We start from the raw sequence: 15,874 nt of genomic DNA on the forward strand, positions 1-15,874 counted from the left end.
AGCGCCGTTCATAATTAGCGGCCTCGATAAAACGACACATATCGACGCCGGCCGCTTCTGACCGATCGGAGTTATGGTGAGAAGCCGGCCTACAAACGTGGACCACAATGCAGCTCCTGTGCCTAACACAATAATGCCGATATTCCTAAGTTCGGGAATATCGGCATTATTACGTTAGTGCTCGGGAGCTAACCACATTGTGGTCCACACTCTTTTGCTCTCTACAAATGGAGCCTATGTTGGGTATTATTTCCCGGGAAATACTTTAAACTTCAAAATCGAAAAAAAGGATTAATCTGCTTTTGTAAAGCGTGGATTTTAATGAAGTCAATATCCGGGAATAGGCGGTATAAAAAGCCCGCAAAGGTGTCACGACGGAATTTGTAATCCATGCGGCCCATTCGGTGTAACTTAGTACCATCATCGGCGTACTCCCACACCTCAAGATTATACGTATGTTGCGGAGAGATTGTGATAAAAGTACTACTGTTAATGGCGACACGGTTCGTTAAAGTTGTTTGTTCAATCATGGTACCCCTCCCATGGCCAGTCCTCCGCGGTGGTTGGCCCGTATTAATGCGCACTGCAAATTATAACAGAGAAAATGGACTATAAATATTACAAATATAAGTCCCATTGTGATTGTGCATATAAAAAAAGCATACCGGCGGCAGCCCTTGTTGGGTCTGGGATGCACACGTTGTCTGTATTTCACAAGCCTGCTGTGGCGCGCTTATTCACGATGGTGAATATTAACTGATGATGATGCTTAACCACTAGCTGACGAATGTACGGATAAGCATGAACAGGGCGGGGATACCATTGTTAAACATGTGTAGGCCAATCGAGTAACGAATGTCGTGGTGGTAGCGATAGGTGGCCGCTAAAACCAACCCAAGTGAAAAGTATAACAGGTAGGCAATGGACGCGTGCTGCTCGTGCATGAACGCGAAGAGTAGGGCACTGGTGACACAAGCGGCGATGTTATTCAAACGGTTGTTGCGTCGCCAGAACAGGTTCATGAAGATTCCGCGGAAGGTGAGTTCCTCCAGATTGGTGCGAGTACTGCAATCATGACAAAGTAGGTCCAGGGCATGTAACTGAAACTGGAGGTAATCACCTGCTGATTGTGGGCGGCCGTGTTGTGGGTGAGGCTGTTGTAAGTCACGTTGGCGCACAGAATGATGGCATACATCGTCACCAGGAAGAATAGACTCTCAACGTGAAAGCGACGGCGCTGGATTTGTAGCGGGTTATTGCGCCGTAACTGGCGCCGATATAACCAAATTAGTATCACCATTTGGATGGCGGCCGCCGTAATGGTGAGTAGTGCGAGCCACCAGTCGTAGGTGTGGATTAGCCGTAGCTCAGTATCGGGCCCAACGGCTGACCGTAGCCAACGGCTGACAAAAAGAATGGGCATTTGGTAGAAAAAGAGGCCTACGGTGCAGACTGCCATTAATAGTACTGCTAGCGTTTGTCGCCCTAACCAGTGCCAGGACCAACGAAATTTTGCGGTTTGCATCTTTTGCCTCCTAAAGTTGAACGAATATTTCCCGGGAAATTATTAGTAACGGAAGTGCGTATCTAGAAAACTGGCGATGTGGTTCTGGTACTGGTCGGGGTTGACCCAGTAACTTTCCGCATGGCCGGCGTCTGGAACTAGCCATAGTTGCTTGGGCCCGCCAGCTGCGTCAAAGTTTTCGCGACCCATGAACGTCGGGACGTAAGTGTCCTCGGCCCCGTGAATCACAAGTAACGGCAACCGGCTACGCCTGAGAGCCCCGGAGACGTCCACTGCTTTGAAGAAATAACCTAGCCGCCGGTAATTGATGAGGCTGGCCAACGGCACAATCGGTCTGCGTGGCAGGTGGAAGACGTTTTTGAGGATGTAGGCAAACTCGCCGTCCAGACTGGAATAGCCGCAATCTTCGATGACCGCCTTCACCTGTGGCTGCAAGTGCTTTTCGCCACTAACGAGGCTGACGGTGGCGCCGCCCATACTGGTGCCGAACAGTAGTATGGCGGCATTCTGCCCCATATGGGCGATGATCTGGTCAATCCAGCGCAGATAATCCAGACGGTCTAGCCAACCAAAGCTGATGTAGTCACTACCGGAGCCTCCGTGTCCACGGTCGTCTGGCATTAATACGTTGAAGCCCATCTGGTGGAACATGCGTGCATAGTTACTCATGGTGATGCCGGTACCCTTGTAACCATGGCCAATCACGACGACTTTGTTGCTGCCACGCCGGGGTACCCAAAGTGCGCTGAGACGTTCACCATCTGGTGCCTGCTGGTGCCACACGGTGAGGTCCGGGCGCATCTTCACCCAGTTAACGTCGTTGTAGTAATCTGGCGCGTACTTTAACATGGTTGCGCCGGCATTAGGAATATAATCGATGCGCTTAAAGGCAAACTGGTAAAACTGTTCCGCCGTCGCGGCAAGCGCACCCGTTGCAATCAAGGGTACGCTGAGCCCCACAATTGTTCGAGTTTTCATAACACCATGGCCGGTCCTTTCACTGATGATGACTGATATCCACATTATACCTTAGTTGGCGGTGGTGACGGGGACGTCAGTCGTGTATAATTGTTGTGTTAATAGTAGCGGATTTGCGGAGGAACTATGTCAAAACTAAAATTGTTTGCGCTGAACAGCAACGAGCCACTTGCTGAAAAGATTTCCCAGTCAGTGGGCGTGCCGTTGTCTAGTGCGAGCGTTAAGCACTTTGCGGATGGTGAGATTCAAATTGATTTGGAAGAAAGTGTACGTGGTGCTGACGTATACGTTATCCAATCCGTTTCCGATCCGGTCAACGAGAACTTGATGGCGCTGCTCATCATGATTGACGCCCTACGTCGTGCCAGTGCACACCAAATTAACGTGGTGGTGCCGTACTATGGGTACGCTCGGGCCGACCGGAAAGCCCGGTCACGTGAACCAATCACGGCTAAGTTAGTCGCCAACATGCTCGAACTTGATGGTGCCGCCCGCGTGATTGCCGTGGATCTGCACGCCGACCAGGTGCAAGGATTCTTCGATATTCCGGTTGATCACCTCAACGCTCTGGGGCTATTGGCTAACTACTTTGTCGAGAGTGGGGTTAACCAGAACGTGGTGGCCATCGCGCCGGACCATTCGGGTACCAAGCTAGCCCGCAAGATGGCGGAACACCTCGACGCACCGTTGGCGATTGTTGATAGTCGTCCTGGCGACGAAAACGTCGGTGTGATTGGTGACGTTGAGGGTAAAACGGCCATCATCGTGGATGACATGATTGATACTGGTTCCCGTATTGCGGAGTCAGTGGAAGCACTCCGCGCGAACGGGGTGACGGACATTTACGCGTGCGCCACGCATGCCGTGCTGTCCGCGGGGGCCAGTGAGCGACTCGCACCATTAGGCCTTAAGAAGATTGTGGTGACGGATACCATTGACATTCCGGAAGAGGATCACTTGGACAACATGGTGGTTATTTCCGTGGGTGACTTAATTGGCCGGGCCATTACGTTGATTAGTAAAAATGAATCAATTCACCCATTGTTCGATTAATCCAACGTTTACCAATTAAATATTCAAAAAAAATTAGAGCCGCGTACACCTTGGTGTGCCGGCTCTTTTTGCTACCGCCAGCTCGATAATCAGTTAATAATAGAATTAGAAAGTTGACATCAAAAATTAACGTGTTATCATAATTCCTCATAGAACACCGGTAGCAGTTTACATAGGGGCAAACGGTGTCTAAATACTATTTTGCGTCCGCAGTGGCGCACGCCTAAGGGGGCTTTTTCATGGCAGCAGCAGTTGCAAAGAAACCGGAGTCTGAGATGACCATTAAAGACTGGGTTTACGACGTATCACAGGGTATTGGTAACACTATTTTGGCCATTTTGGGCATGGGCCTGTTGTTGAACATGTTGGGGACCACTTTCCACTGGGACGCATTGGCAAAGGCGGGAACGCTGGGCCAAATGCTGCTCGCACCCGCTTTGGGGGTCTGCGTAGCCATGATGCTTCGGACCACCACCCTGGTAACTGGCGCCACCATGATTGCTTCAACGGTCGGTGCCAACGCGGTTTACTTTAGCCCGAGCACCATCCACCACGCCGTTACGGCGACTGGTTGGGTGGCTAACGAGGCGGCTGGCGCGACGGTGATCACTTCTGGTCAACCCGTTTCGGCGGTACTAACCGCCGTTTTTGCCGCATGTTTGGGCAAGTGGCTGACTGGTAAAACACCTTTGGATATGGTTTTAGTACCGTTTGCGGTTAGCTTTTTGGGCTCCATTGTGGGGTTGGGCCTAGCTGCGGTTACCACGCCTGCTTTGAACTGGGTGAGCGACGAACTCGCCGCTACCATGCAGGTTAGTCCGGTACTCGGGGCCGTACTGGTTTCTGCCGCCTGGTTCCTGTTCCTGATGACGCCAGCCAGTTCCGCGGCTTTGGCGGTGGCCGTTCAATTGGATCCAATGTCGGCCGGGGCCGCTTTGATTGGTACGACCGTAGCGTTCGTTTCCTTCACCGCGATGTCCTACAACCAGAACACCATTGGGGCCAACATCGCCCAAACTCTGGTGACTCCGAAGATTCAATTTAGTAACCTACTTAAAAATCCGGTGCTAGCTGCTGGACCACTACTTATTTCGGCCATTTGCTCCGTCTTTGCGGTGGTGGTGTTTGGCCTGAAGGTGCCTTTTGCCATCGCGGGCTTGGGCCTCAACTCGTTGATTGCGCCATTATGGCTAGCCGCAAATAGTACTAAGGGCATCATTATCCTCGTCGTCTTTGGTGTGATTGTACCCGTAGTCTTTTCGTGGATGTACTACCGGTTCCTCAAATTGGCTGGGCGCACCCAAGAAAATGATTTAAGAATTACAGAAATCTAATCATACTCTTAAAAAGTGTGGTACAACTATAGTTAATCAGTATCGCGGTTCGGATACGTCCGGGTCGTGTACATATGTAGTACCGGGCGAACTGTGGTGATAGCGTCACAATCGTCGCGCAACCTAACGACAATAGGAGGATATACTCATGGCAAAAGCACAACCATCAGATTTTGACTGGAACAAACTTGGTTTTGGTTATCACGATTTACCGTATCGTTACCGGGCCTATTATAAGGACGGACAGTGGTCACAGGGTGGGCTGGAGGAAGACTCGTCCATGGCCGTTAACGAAGCGGCACAGGCCTTCCATTATGGTCAGGAAGTCTTTGAAGGCTTGAAGGCTTACCGGCGTGAGGACGGCGGCGTGAACGTGTTCCGTCCCGATATGAACGCCAAGCGGATTAACACCTCCGCTGACCGTTTGAAGATGCCACACATCCCCGAAGAAATGTTTGTCGATGCCGTTAAGCAGGTTGTGAAGGCCAACCAGGACTTTGTGCCGCCGTACGGAACGGGCGCAACTTTGTACCTGCGGCCGTTCTACTTTGGGACCACCCCCATGGTGGGCGTGCACCCGGCTGACGAATATACCTTTGAAATCTTTGCCACCCAGTTGGTGCCTACTACCCAGGTGGGTTGACCCCGACGTCGTACGTCACCAGTGATTACGATCGTGCCGCCCATGGTGGTACTGGTGCTGCCAAAGTGGCTGGGAACTATGGCTCCAGCCTGTTGCCCGGCGATTTAGCGCACAAAGGTGGTTACTCCGACGCCGTGTACCTGGACCCCCGGTTACACGAAAACATCGAGGAACTGGGTGGGGCGAACTTCTTTGGTATCACCAAGGATGGCCGCTTCCAAACCCCTAAGTCACCATCAATTCTGCCATCAATCACTAAGTTTTCGTTGCTGGAACTATCCAAGGAGTTCGGCCTGCTGCCGGAACAAACCACGATTAGTGTCTACGACCTGGACCGCTTCAGTGAGGCTGGTGCCATGGGGACCGCGGCCGTTATTTCGCCCGTTGGCTCCATCACGCACCACGGTCACAAGCACGTGTTCTACTCCGAAACCGAGGTTGGCCCGTACACCACGAAGCTGTACAACCGGCTGACGGCCATTCAGTTTGGCGATGAAAAAGGACCCGAAGGCTGGGCCGTGGATGTGCCACTAGCTTAGCAAAGTCGTGTTGCTTATCAACAAGGCGTAATTACGTTATCTGGACGTAATCACGCCTTGTTTTGCGTTTCCGCAGTCACTGTAGTTGTTCTATTGGCTGTCTGTAGTGGCCTAGCGGCTCCGGTTGTGGGCGTGGCGTCTGCGACCGGAGCTGTGAGCCTCACGCTCACGCCCGTTCCGGGCTACCGCGAAGCCGCTAGCCCGAGAAAACCACTCGGTCTATCCGCTTTGATTCTGTAATTCATAACTGTCAGTACGCGCTAACGCGCTACTGGCAATAATTCAAACAGAACTATGGGCATACAGCCGTCGCAGACACCACGCCCACAACCTCCACCGCTAGGTCACTACAGACAACATTTGATAGAGACGACTGTTCACGAAAATTGGACGGATGACTTTGCAACCTTAACGGTAGATACAATACTGGATATATCTAGAAGATTGCTCACAATGGTGCCTTGCTAGGATGGCTGACATTGCTATGACCTAGAACGGGCGTGAGCATTAGGCCCGTAGCTTTAGCCGCGGGAGCCACTAAGATTTCCAGAGTCAGCCACTAGAAGGACCTTCTAGTGGTCATCCATCTGCCCCGCAAGGTATAATGTGGGCATCGAGATTGCGGATGCGTCCGCACAACTGTTATTGATTGTTGGTTGGTAAGTGGGTTGGTTGGGGGATAAAAATGGCAGATTATGTCTTGGAACTTAAACATTTGCAGAAACACTTTGGGTCCAAAGAAGTTCTCACCGACGTGAATTTTGCGGTTAGCCCTGGTACCATTGTGGGCTACATTGGTCCAAACGGGGCCGGAAAAAGTACCACGGTGAAAATTATCCTTGGTTTGTTGACGGCGGATGGCGGCAGCGTGGAACTGTTTGGTCAGCCGGTGAGCACCCGCGACAGTGAGTATAAGCGCAGAATTGGGTACGTGCCAGAAGGTGCCGATGTCTTTAACGCCCTCTCTGCGCGGGAGTACCTCGAGTTGGTGGGGCAACTATACGGCATGACCGCAGAATTAGCGTCTACGCGAGCGGAACAACTGGCTGGGATTGTGGGACTAGGGGATGTTATTGACCGACGTATCGTCTCTTATTCAAAGGGGATGAGGCAACTGGTGCTCATTATTGCCAGTCTCATTCATAATCCCGACATCCTGTTCTGGGATGAGCCGCTTAACGGGCTAGACGCCAACGCAGTGTTGCTCGTCGAAGAAATTTTGCGGGAGTTGCGTAATCGGGGCAAGACCATCTTTTACTCCAGCCACATTATGGACGTGGTGCAGAAATTGTCCGACCGGATCGTGCTACTAAACGCGGGCCAAATCGTTGCTGATGGGCCGTTCAGTGAGTTGCAACAGGAGGGTAGTAACAATCTGCAGGAGTTGTTCAATGACCTGACTGGCTACGCGGAGCACGGTGAAAAGGCGCGCGAATTTGTGGACGTACTGACGGGAGGGACTAGCGATGCTGAAAATCCCGTGGAATAAGCGTCAGCAACCCACCGCCGCCCAGGATACTTTACCCAAAGTTCTACGTTTTTTTCGATTGTTTTGAGCGTCCATTAACCGCCCATGGGGTTAATTACCGCCAGTTACGGTTAATCATGGCCACTAAATTTACCGTTACCAACCGTGACCGCAGTACCAATGCGGCTCGACGGGGGCAAAAAAAATCCCGGTCAACATCCGCTGCGCGCCGCCTTCATCATTAATTTGATTGTGGGTCTGTTCTTTGCGGTGTTGCTATACTCACCGGTACCGATGTTGTTGAGTACCGTGGTGTTCATGACGACGTTATTCGTGCTGATTTTCCTGATGATGTTGACGAACTATTCCGGAATTATGCTTGATCCGCGTGACCGGACGCTCTTTGCCGCCCGGGGCGTAGATTTGAAGACCATCAGCGTTGCTCGCATTTTGGTTGTCGGGTATTACTTGACGATGAATGTCGTGGCGTTGGGCATTCCGGCCGCGGTATCTGTGTTCATCAAAGCGGGGCCGCTAGTCTGCATCGGCTTGATGGTGGGTACGGTAGGTCTGGGCCTGTTTGCCTTGTTGTTGGCACTCTTTGTGTACTTGTTGGTGCTACGATTCTTTGATGGTGAACGGCTCAAGAACGTACTTAACTTCGTGCAAATTGCGATGGTCATCGGTATTTACGCACTGGGGCAGATTGTTCCACGGCTGGATGCCACTACCTACGCAGGTTTTGCGCACGTTAACGATTGGGTGTACGCCCTGATTGTGCCGGCGTGGTTTGCCGGACCCACGATCCTTTTGTCCGGGCACGAGTTAGCCGTTGCGGGGGTGCTGACGTTGTTGGCGGTTGTCAGTACGTCCGCGCTATTCGTTGTTTACCGTAGCAAAGCAGCCGACTTTGAACGTTACCTAGCCAAGCTGGAAACTGCGAGTGACCAGCCACGCAAAGACGGTTGGTATATGCGCCTGACCGGGAGCTTGTTTACACGTTCGCGTGAAGAACGAAGCTACTTTGAATTTAGTTGGAAGGTGTTACGGAATCAGCGTGATTTTAAACTCCGAGTTTACCCCATGTTTGCGTACATGATTATTATTGTGGTGGCCATGTTCATGGGCTTTGGTCAGAACCACAACGTTGACTGGTTGAGCGTTCTACGGCGCGGAGTAGGTTACGGGCCGCTGGTATTGAACGTTGCGATGGGTACGGCGGTATTTAACCTGGCGTTTTCCGATCAACCACAGGCAATGCGCTTATTCCAGCGAGTACCGCTCCGCCACGACGGGTTGCTATTGCTAGCTACGCTCAAGGTTCTTTGCGCCAGGATGTTTTTGCCGTTCATGTTGCTATTCTGCGTAGTGGCGGCACTACTTGGCGGGCTATTAGGCCTGGCGACCGGCGTTGCCACCAGTATCATGAGCTACGCAATACTGCTGGTAATTGGGCGGACCATGTCAGGAAAGGTGCTACCGTTTGCACGCGAGTTTGATGCGCGTAACCAAACGGGCGGTATGGCGGCGGGCTTTCTGGGTGTTGGCCTAATGATTGTGGATGCCATTGTGGTGGTTGTCGGTGTGATACTGAACGGTTGGGTGGCCCCGCTTGTCGTTGGGGTCCTGGGAGTGATTGCGGCCGTGTCCATGGCCGCCAGTGTGAAGTTGGGCGTCCACTTTGACGTCCGTGCCGTTGATAACAGCGATCACTAATTGGCTTTGATTAACAAAATATGTATTGCAAGGGAGCTGAATGGGCTCCTTTTTTTGCTGTGTTTCATCTTGGCGGATTGTGTTGGAGTCGCGGTAGCCCGGTACGGGCATGAGCGTGAGGTACGTAGCTTCGGTCGCAGAAACCACCCGTGCAACCGGAGCCGCTAGGGCACCAAGGTCAGCCAACGTCCATCCCGACCAACTGCCCGTACGCTCCAACCGAACTCAGTCATGTTTTGTCGCCGATGTTGGGGATGAATGCCTTACATTGGGGATGCAGAGGCACTTTATTGAAATAACAGCACAATATTTTTTTATTGGTTAAAAATGAGTTATTGGTGAGTTGGCAGGTCAGCACTGCATCCGTGGTCTATACACATTTGATACAGTTATCGGTGGGCTGATTGTATTACGCGGATACCCATTGAAACCCGTAGTTAGGAGAAAGTACCAAGTTGACAGACTTTATGAAAGCGCTATTATCGGTATGTACCAATACGGTATAGACCAATAATGCGCGTAGGGAGGCGTCATGGGTAGCGTGTGGTCAACCGGATTGGGTGCGCAGTTGATTCATTATTCGCGTGCCACTCGTGGGACGCAGTAGAGATTTTGTAGGCAATTCTATTCGCGGTGCTGCGTACACATTCTGTACGCGACCCGTACAAGGAGAAAGTGGGCTTGTTGTTATGAATTCGTTTATTAATTGGTTGAATAAGCATATTGTGCCCATCGCGGCGAAGATTGGCTCGGTGCGGTGGCTGGTGGCCTTGCGTGACGCATTTATCGCCATCATGCCTGCCACGATGGCCGGGTCCGTTGCGTCCGTGCTGAACGCGTTGGTGCGTGACATTCCTACCCGGTTCGGTTGGACCGGGTTTGTGAACTCCATGCAGTGGCTGATTGGCATTAATGCGCAGGTGTGGACCGGTTCTCTGGCCGTCCTGGGGTTAATCTTCGCCTTTGCGTTTGGTTACCAATTGGCCGTGCAGTACAAAGTGGAACCAATCACCGGTGGGATTGTCACACTCGGGACTTTCCTGATGTGCCTGCCACAAAGCTACACCCTGACGCTGACCAAGGCGCTGTCTGCTGCTGATGCCAAGACACTGACCGCCGCTGGGGCAGCCGTTGCGGGTAAGACCGTATCCGGCTGGGGCTTCTTTAACTTTAACGCGTACTTCGGTTCCGCCGGTTTCTTTACCGTCATGATTATGGGCGGTATCGCGGCGACCATCTACATCTGGCTGGTGAAGAAGCACATCACCATCACGATGCCAGACTCCGTGCCACCGGCTATTGCCAACGCCTTTACCGGGATTATTCCCGCTAGTGCGGCACTGTACGTTACCGGGATTATTACGTACCTGTTTACAAAGTTGGGTACGACAACCGTGATTGAATGGATTTCCAAGATTATTCAGGAACCATTACTGAACCTGTCCCAAGGTTATGGCGCCGTTCTGATTTTGACGATTTTGGTTCAGGTGTTCTGGTTCTTCGGTATCCACGGCACCAACGTTTTGGGACCGGTGCTTGATGGTATTTGGCTGACCGCACAATTGAGCAACATGGCGGCTTACAATGCCGGCAAGGCGCTACCATACGTCTGGACCCGCAACGCCTTTGATTTGTACGCTTGGATCGGTGGCGCTGGTAGTACGTTGTTACTGCTGATTGCTATCCTGATGTTCTCCAAGCGTGATGACCAGCGGGCTGTTGCCAAGATGGCGATTGCTCCAGGATTCTTTAACGTTAATGAACCCGTGATGTTTGGTCTGCCAATCGTTTTGGACCCCATTTACTTTATTCCGTTCCTGCTGGCCCCGGTGGTGATGGTGACCATCGCTTACTTCGTGATGCAGCTCGGATGGGTCAGCCCGATTAAGACGCAGATTGTATGGTCAATGCCACCAATCATGAACGCGTTAGTGGGGACACTCGACTGGCGTGCACCAATTTTGCAAGTATTTAACATGTGCGTTGGGTTCCTGATTTACCTGCCGTTTGTAAAGGCGGCCAACCGCATGAAGCCAGAAGCAGTCATTGATTAGGAGGACCACATAATGGGTAACGGAAAGAAGAGCAGTTTAGTCGGTATCAACGTTGGTTTGATCATGATTATGGCCAGTCAGATGCTACCCAGTGGCCCCCGCATCTTTGGGTTAATCCTGGGTGTGATTGCGACGGGCATCAGTACCCGCAACTATATTCGCCTCAGCAAAGTGACGGCTAAGCGTGCCGGGCAGAGCAAAACTGCGCGCGTAACCAAGTAAGGGGGAGCACGAATGGAACTTGAATTGAAACTCGGCGTACCCGCTAAATATTTCTTTAACCGGCTGATTGAATCGGTACTGTACGACGTTGAGACGCAGACCGGTAAGCGGCCCCAGCCGCAGCATTTGGCGGGCTTTACCTACCGTAAGAAGCTGGGCAACGGCGCGGTCGGGCGTCTGGAAGTCACGGAGTACCGGCAGGATCATGCGTACGCGTACCGCTTACGTACTGGACGTAATCAGTACCGAGTCTCGTACCAGCTTGATGATGCCGATGCTGGCACCGCGGTGTTACACTACACTGAGGACGTGTCGGGCAGTAGCCAGCGGATTGATGCCAACAATCGGCTTATGATGACTTGTTTAGGCTGGTTGCGCAAACGGCGGTTTAAAAAGATGGCGAAGCAGATCGAGAGCTCGTATGAGGAGCAGGCGAGGGTGAACTAAGGACACAGAGCGGAGCCATGCGGTTAGAAGGCAGAGTGTAAGTGGTTCAACCTAGCAGGCGGGCTTTGCCTGGTGGGTTGGACTGCTTACATGTAGGTTTATGCCATGAGCAGCTCGACTAGGACACAGAGCGGAGCATCTCGACAATCAAAGGAAGGTTGGGTATCATGCGGCAATTAGGTATTGCAGTGTATCCAGACCACAGCAGTCTGGACGAAATTAAGGAGTACTTGCAACAGGCGCACCAGGTGGGTTACACCCGGATCTTTACATCGTTGCTCCAGTTAGCGGGCAATGATGGCGAAGACAACTTGGTTAAGTTTCGCGCCATGATTGCGGCGGCCAACGAGCTGGGTTTCCAGACCATCGTGGACATCAACCCCACGTTGTTTAAGGAGTTGGGCGTTAGCTACGACCACTTAGACTTCTTCCACGAATTAGGTGTATGGGGATTCCGGCTGGATGAAGGGTTTACGGGCAAAGAAGAAGCCCAAATGACCCGCAATCCGTTTGGTCTGAAGGTGGAAATCAACATGAGCGCCGGGACGAATTACCTGGAGAGCATCATGAGTTACCACCCGGATACCGATAACTTGCTGGGTTGCCATAACTTTTACCCCCAGGCGTTCACAGGACTGAGTGATGAATACTTTGATCAGTATTCACGGCCGTACCGGCAACACAACTTACACACGGCTGCGTTTGTGAGCGCGCCGAGTGCCCAGTTGGGTCCCTGGCCGGTGAGTGAGGGGCTGCCAACGATGGAAAGCGACCGCAACCGGCCGATTGCCACGCAGGTGCAGCACTTACTGCTGACGGGGATGGTGGACGACGTGATTATCGGGAACGCCTTTGCTAGCGTTGACGAACTCAAAGCCGCGGCGGCGAGTTTCTACGCACCCGTTCCCCAACTCACGGTAGACCTAATCCCGGACGCGACGGAGACCGAGCGGGCCATCGTACTCGATGGTATTGATGGACAGCACCTGTACCGCGGGGATGCGTCAGCCTACTTGTTACGCTCCACGCTAACGCGGATTAAGTACGGCAAAGTCGCCATCCCGGCGCGGCCGGTTACGGGTGACTTTCACCGTGGTGACGTGATTGTGGTTAATGACGGCTATGCGCGTTACAAAGGTGAGATGCAGATTGCGCTGACTGATTTTCCTAATGATGGCCGACGGAACGTGGTTGGCCGGATTACGAATGCCGATTTACCCTTGCTGGCGGGCATTAAGCGTGGATGGCGTTCCGCCTTGTCACGGCTGGCGCCTAACCGGCCAAACGGTACTAAGCGGTGTGGGTGCTTGCAGCGGTAGGCACACCGTAGTTTTACACCCCAGAATATTTGGTCACGTGGCGCGTACCGTACTGGTGCCCGCGCGGTCAAGAAAGAAAACAGCATGGTTGAAGGGTCCGCCTTAATTGGCGTTGCCCTTCATTTTTTTTGGCGACAAAAGTGGGCCTCGTGGCGGTTATGGCCGGTACGGGGGCCGTGGGGTACTGCGACTTTGTGGACCGCTCCACGGTGACCGCTGCTAGGGCGAAACCTTCAACCGCAAAACCGCGGTTTCCGGTGCGACTTAGAGACTGGCTGCCAAGTGCGGGCAGCCAGTCTCTAAGTTCGTCGCGCAGTACGTCACTGCGTTCCTACTGCGGCAAGCCCCAAACAGCGGTCACCGTTCCGGGTCCAGTCGTCTCCGCACCCCACGGCCCCCGCACCGGCCAGAACCACAGTCGCGCATATTGGTTAATTGTCATTCGCACACCAGCACGCCTAGTGATGGATGTCAACAACACAAGAAAACATACAATGGCGGGTCTGGGTAACTACTTGTAGATATACACATATTTGTTAAGCGATACGGAGAGTGAGTTATTTTGGTGACAAAAGTGGGTGCAACCCTTGATTGGTATGCAGGATAATGATAATATATTTAAGTCGTGAACACGACGTACAGCAATATGGGTGGTTAGCTCAGCTGGCAGAGCAACGGACTCTTAATCCGTGGGTCCAGGGTTCGATCCCCTGACCACCCAGAATCGTAACCGGTATCCCGAGGGGATGCCGGTTTTTTTTATCACCATTAAAGTTTGCTAGGGGGTCCCAATGAAGAAACGACTACGCTACAAAACGCACCGCCTGCTATACCGTGACTTTCGTGACGTCACGCGTCCATCTACCGGTACGGAGGTACTAGCCAGTGGTCGTGCTCAATTGGGTGGCAATAATAATGTGGCAAGTACAACACAACCGCAGTCTCGCGCTACCGGGGGCATTGCTCAGGTTGCGCCTACATCACAGATGCAATTATCCATGTATGTGAGTCCCGTAATTGGCTTTCGCGTGGGCCCACACACGTACTTCCTGGACGCACAGACCCCGATAGAGCTGAGAACGCGCTACATGGCGATGGCACGCCGGCTGCGTCGCGACTAATCTGGGGGTGGCGCCACAGACCGTCTAGTTAGCGGCGATAACCACTTTGCCGTTTACTAAATGGTGCAAGCCCGGTAAAATTGGGTTAGTTGCACGTAACGCGGTGGTTACCCCTGGTCAATCCCGTCCGACGTGGGTGTGACGTGGAGGTCGCCTGATGTTTCGTTACTTTGTCCAGCCGCAAATCAGCAAGTTTAACGTTGCGGTCACTGGCTATGAGCTGTTTATGAAGGAATACACTACCGATGGTTGGCGCCCACCGGCAGACTTTAGTCGTATTCCGGCCCGTATTATCGCGGATGAGCTACTCAAAGTCGCTGACCGACTGTCGTTGAAAATGAACTATGTCGCGGTTAACTTGAACCGCGAACAGTTAGTCAAGCCGCAGATTGGGGCCGCGATTGTCGCCGTGCAGAACCAGGTGCGGCCGTTGCGCATTATTGTGGAAGTCACCGAGGATCGGTCGGCGACCCAGATACCAGTTTCAGCCGTCCAACGCGTCTTTAAGCAGTTTTATGACCGCGGCATTGATATTAGTCTGGATGACGTTGATTGCGGTGAGAACACGGCAACAACCGCGATACCGTTGTTGCCGTTTGCGCGGGAGATTAAGTTTGCCCTACAGAATTTTGATCAGGGATTAACCAATCCTGTGGTCCGTCAGCGTATTAAGTACTGGGCGGAGGTCGCAAAGCAGCACCACCTCCGCTTTGTACTGGAGGGCATTGAGGATCAACAAGACGATACTATTGCCGACCAGCTTGGGGTCGAGTACCGCCAGGGCTATTACTATGGGCGGCCACACCTGCTGAAGATTAGACCTAGCGACCCGGAATAGGTAATGAGAAGGGGATCATACCGCGTTGGTATGGTCCCCTTTGCATTTACTCGTATAAGTAGCCCGCTTCCCGCAGTGAGGCCCGAATCGCCTCCAGCTGCTCCTCGTCTTGGTACAGGATGGTGTGGGTGTGGATGCCGCTAGTCAGTTCGGACAGGAGGTGGCCCTTTTGCGCGGCCATCTTAGCGACGAATAGTTTAATGTCACCCGGCGTGCTGATATTGAGTTCACCGCGCAGAACGCCGTACAGCGGGTGGTCGACGATAACGTCCCGGACGATCCCGCCGAGGGCAACGATGCGACCCATCTCGTCGGCCGTGTCGGCAGGTAGGTGGCGGCAAACTAGCAGTACCTCATTGGCGTCCACGTGGTTGTACTGGTAGCCAGCGGGCGTGGCAATGATGTCTTCGCCGCGGGCGCGTAGTAAAGCCACATCCCCAACGATGGTTTGGCGGCTAACACCCATGCGGCGGGCGATCTGGGTGGCACTAATGGGCTCGCTCGCGTTACTGATGAGCCCCTGAATGAAGGTACGACGGTCCGTTTTATTCATGATTAATTTCCTCCGTGCGTGCTTAATAGCAACGCAAATATTGTTTTTGTATGTAGGTATACGT

At 52.7% G+C, this 15,874-nt stretch carries 15 protein-coding genes, 1 tRNA gene and 1 pseudogene; 12 read left to right on the forward strand and 5 right to left on the reverse strand.

What is annotated here, in order from left to right; translation table 11 throughout:
- Positions 1 to 272 precede the first annotated feature (272 nt).
- From JCM12539_RS00535 to JCM12539_RS00550, 4 genes are all read right to left on the reverse strand, one after another.
- Entirely contained in the window at positions 273 to 530 is a 258-nt protein-coding gene (locus JCM12539_RS00535) for a hypothetical protein (protein WP_054648413.1), read from the reverse strand.
- A gap of 246 nt (positions 531 to 776) precedes the next feature.
- Entirely contained in the window at positions 777 to 1,022 is a 246-nt protein-coding gene (locus tag JCM12539_RS00540) for a CPBP family intramembrane glutamic endopeptidase (protein WP_054648415.1), read from the reverse strand.
- Positions 1,019 to 1,525 carry a hypothetical protein gene (locus tag JCM12539_RS00545; protein WP_054648417.1) on the reverse strand — a complete coding sequence of 169 codons (507 nt, stop codon included), beginning with the start codon at positions 1,523 to 1,525 and terminating at the stop codon, positions 1,019 to 1,021. The genes JCM12539_RS00540 and JCM12539_RS00545 overlap by 4 nt, the downstream gene beginning before the upstream one ends.
- A gap of 42 nt (positions 1,526 to 1,567) precedes the next feature.
- Positions 1,568 to 2,503 carry an alpha/beta hydrolase gene (locus JCM12539_RS00550; RefSeq protein ID WP_054648419.1) on the reverse strand — a complete coding sequence of 312 codons (936 nt, stop codon included), beginning with the start codon at positions 2,501 to 2,503 and terminating at the stop codon, positions 1,568 to 1,570.
- A 126-nt stretch (positions 2,504 to 2,629) separates the two neighbouring features.
- Here JCM12539_RS00550 and JCM12539_RS00555 point away from each other — a divergent pair, with 126 nt between their 5' ends.
- The 12 genes and pseudogenes from JCM12539_RS00555 to JCM12539_RS00610 all read left to right on the forward strand — a co-directional run bounded on the left by JCM12539_RS00555 (position 2,630) and on the right by JCM12539_RS00610 (position 15,257).
- The gene (locus JCM12539_RS00555; RefSeq protein ID WP_054648421.1) at positions 2,630 to 3,556 is read left to right on the forward strand and encodes a ribose-phosphate diphosphokinase; all 927 of its coding nucleotides are present in this window, start codon (positions 2,630 to 2,632) and stop codon (positions 3,554 to 3,556) included.
- 239 nt (positions 3,557 to 3,795) lie between these two features.
- Entirely contained in the window at positions 3,796 to 4,890 is a 1,095-nt protein-coding gene (locus tag JCM12539_RS00560) for a PTS sugar transporter subunit IIC (RefSeq protein WP_054648423.1), read from the forward strand.
- A 148-nt stretch (positions 4,891 to 5,038) separates the two neighbouring features.
- Positions 5,039 to 6,072 (forward strand): annotated as a pseudogene (locus JCM12539_RS00565) (branched-chain amino acid aminotransferase).
- 685 nt (positions 6,073 to 6,757) lie between these two features.
- Positions 6,758 to 7,561: an ABC transporter ATP-binding protein gene (locus tag JCM12539_RS00570; protein ID WP_054648425.1), complete on the forward strand. Its 804-nt coding sequence runs from the start codon at positions 6,758 to 6,760 to the stop codon at positions 7,559 to 7,561.
- Between the two features lie 159 nt (positions 7,562 to 7,720).
- Complete coding sequence (locus JCM12539_RS00575; RefSeq protein WP_054648427.1) at positions 7,721 to 9,256, forward strand: hypothetical protein; 1,536 nt, start codon at positions 7,721 to 7,723, stop codon at positions 9,254 to 9,256.
- A gap of 689 nt (positions 9,257 to 9,945) precedes the next feature.
- Positions 9,946 to 11,310, forward strand: coding sequence for a PTS sugar transporter subunit IIC (locus tag JCM12539_RS00580; RefSeq protein WP_054648429.1), 1,365 nt, complete (start codon positions 9,946 to 9,948; stop codon positions 11,308 to 11,310).
- Positions 11,311 to 11,322: 12 nt separating this feature from the next.
- Positions 11,323 to 11,532 carry a hypothetical protein gene (locus tag JCM12539_RS00585; RefSeq protein ID WP_054648431.1) on the forward strand — a complete coding sequence of 70 codons (210 nt, stop codon included), beginning with the start codon at positions 11,323 to 11,325 and terminating at the stop codon, positions 11,530 to 11,532.
- A gap of 12 nt (positions 11,533 to 11,544) precedes the next feature.
- Positions 11,545 to 11,979 (forward strand): DUF3284 domain-containing protein, encoded by a 435-nt coding sequence (locus tag JCM12539_RS00590; RefSeq protein ID WP_054648433.1) that lies wholly within the window; start codon positions 11,545 to 11,547, stop codon positions 11,977 to 11,979.
- Positions 11,980 to 12,146: 167 nt separating this feature from the next.
- Positions 12,147 to 13,298: a DUF871 domain-containing protein gene (locus JCM12539_RS00595; protein WP_054648435.1), complete on the forward strand. Its 1,152-nt coding sequence runs from the start codon at positions 12,147 to 12,149 to the stop codon at positions 13,296 to 13,298.
- A 648-nt stretch (positions 13,299 to 13,946) separates the two neighbouring features.
- Positions 13,947 to 14,019 (forward strand) — tRNA-Lys (locus JCM12539_RS00600).
- Between the two features lie 70 nt (positions 14,020 to 14,089).
- Positions 14,090 to 14,419 carry a hypothetical protein gene (locus JCM12539_RS00605; RefSeq protein ID WP_054648437.1) on the forward strand — a complete coding sequence of 110 codons (330 nt, stop codon included), beginning with the start codon at positions 14,090 to 14,092 and terminating at the stop codon, positions 14,417 to 14,419.
- A 157-nt stretch (positions 14,420 to 14,576) separates the two neighbouring features.
- Entirely contained in the window at positions 14,577 to 15,257 is a 681-nt protein-coding gene (locus tag JCM12539_RS00610; RefSeq protein WP_054648439.1) for an EAL domain-containing protein, read from the forward strand.
- Positions 15,258 to 15,303: 46 nt separating this feature from the next.
- Here the strand turns inward: JCM12539_RS00610 and JCM12539_RS00615 are convergent, their stop codons facing one another.
- On the reverse strand, positions 15,304 to 15,810 hold the full coding sequence (locus JCM12539_RS00615) for a transcription repressor NadR (protein WP_054648441.1): 507 nt from the start codon (positions 15,808 to 15,810) through the stop codon (positions 15,304 to 15,306).
- Positions 15,811 to 15,874: the final 64 nt, after the last annotated feature.

This window comes from Lacticaseibacillus pantheris DSM 15945 = JCM 12539 = NBRC 106106, assembly GCF_001311175.1.
Taxonomy (GTDB): Bacteria; Bacillota; Bacilli; order Lactobacillales; family Lactobacillaceae; genus Lacticaseibacillus; species Lacticaseibacillus pantheris.

Excerpts from the sequence above, each read along its gene's own strand:
- JCM12539_RS00570 (WP_054648425.1), top strand. The coding sequence starts at position 6,758 with ATGGCAGATTATGTCTTGGAACTTAAACATTTGCAGAAACACTTTGGG.
- JCM12539_RS00595 (WP_054648435.1), top strand. The coding sequence starts at position 12,147 with ATGCGGCAATTAGGTATTGCAGTGTATCCAGACCACAGCAGTCTGGAC.
- JCM12539_RS00605 (WP_054648437.1), top strand. The coding sequence starts at position 14,090 with ATGAAGAAACGACTACGCTACAAAACGCACCGCCTGCTATACCGTGAC.
- JCM12539_RS00545 (WP_054648417.1), bottom strand. The coding sequence starts at position 1,525 with ATGCAAACCGCAAAATTTCGTTGGTCCTGGCACTGGTTAGGGCGACAA.
- JCM12539_RS00560 (WP_054648423.1), top strand. The coding sequence starts at position 3,796 with ATGGCAGCAGCAGTTGCAAAGAAACCGGAGTCTGAGATGACCATTAAA.
- JCM12539_RS00590 (WP_054648433.1), top strand. The coding sequence starts at position 11,545 with ATGGAACTTGAATTGAAACTCGGCGTACCCGCTAAATATTTCTTTAAC.
- JCM12539_RS00550 (WP_054648419.1), bottom strand. The coding sequence starts at position 2,503 with ATGAAAACTCGAACAATTGTGGGGCTCAGCGTACCCTTGATTGCAACG.
- JCM12539_RS00615 (WP_054648441.1), bottom strand. The coding sequence starts at position 15,810 with ATGAATAAAACGGACCGTCGTACCTTCATTCAGGGGCTCATCAGTAAC.
- JCM12539_RS00535 (WP_054648413.1), bottom strand. The coding sequence starts at position 530 with ATGATTGAACAAACAACTTTAACGAACCGTGTCGCCATTAACAGTAGT.
- JCM12539_RS00555 (WP_054648421.1), top strand. The coding sequence starts at position 2,630 with ATGTCAAAACTAAAATTGTTTGCGCTGAACAGCAACGAGCCACTTGCT.
- JCM12539_RS00610 (WP_054648439.1), top strand. The coding sequence starts at position 14,577 with ATGTTTCGTTACTTTGTCCAGCCGCAAATCAGCAAGTTTAACGTTGCG.
- JCM12539_RS00575 (WP_054648427.1), top strand. The coding sequence starts at position 7,721 with ATGCGGCTCGACGGGGGCAAAAAAAATCCCGGTCAACATCCGCTGCGC.
- JCM12539_RS00585 (WP_054648431.1), top strand. The coding sequence starts at position 11,323 with ATGGGTAACGGAAAGAAGAGCAGTTTAGTCGGTATCAACGTTGGTTTG.
- JCM12539_RS00580 (WP_054648429.1), top strand. The coding sequence starts at position 9,946 with ATGAATTCGTTTATTAATTGGTTGAATAAGCATATTGTGCCCATCGCG.
- JCM12539_RS00540 (WP_054648415.1), bottom strand. The coding sequence starts at position 1,022 with ATGAACCTGTTCTGGCGACGCAACAACCGTTTGAATAACATCGCCGCT.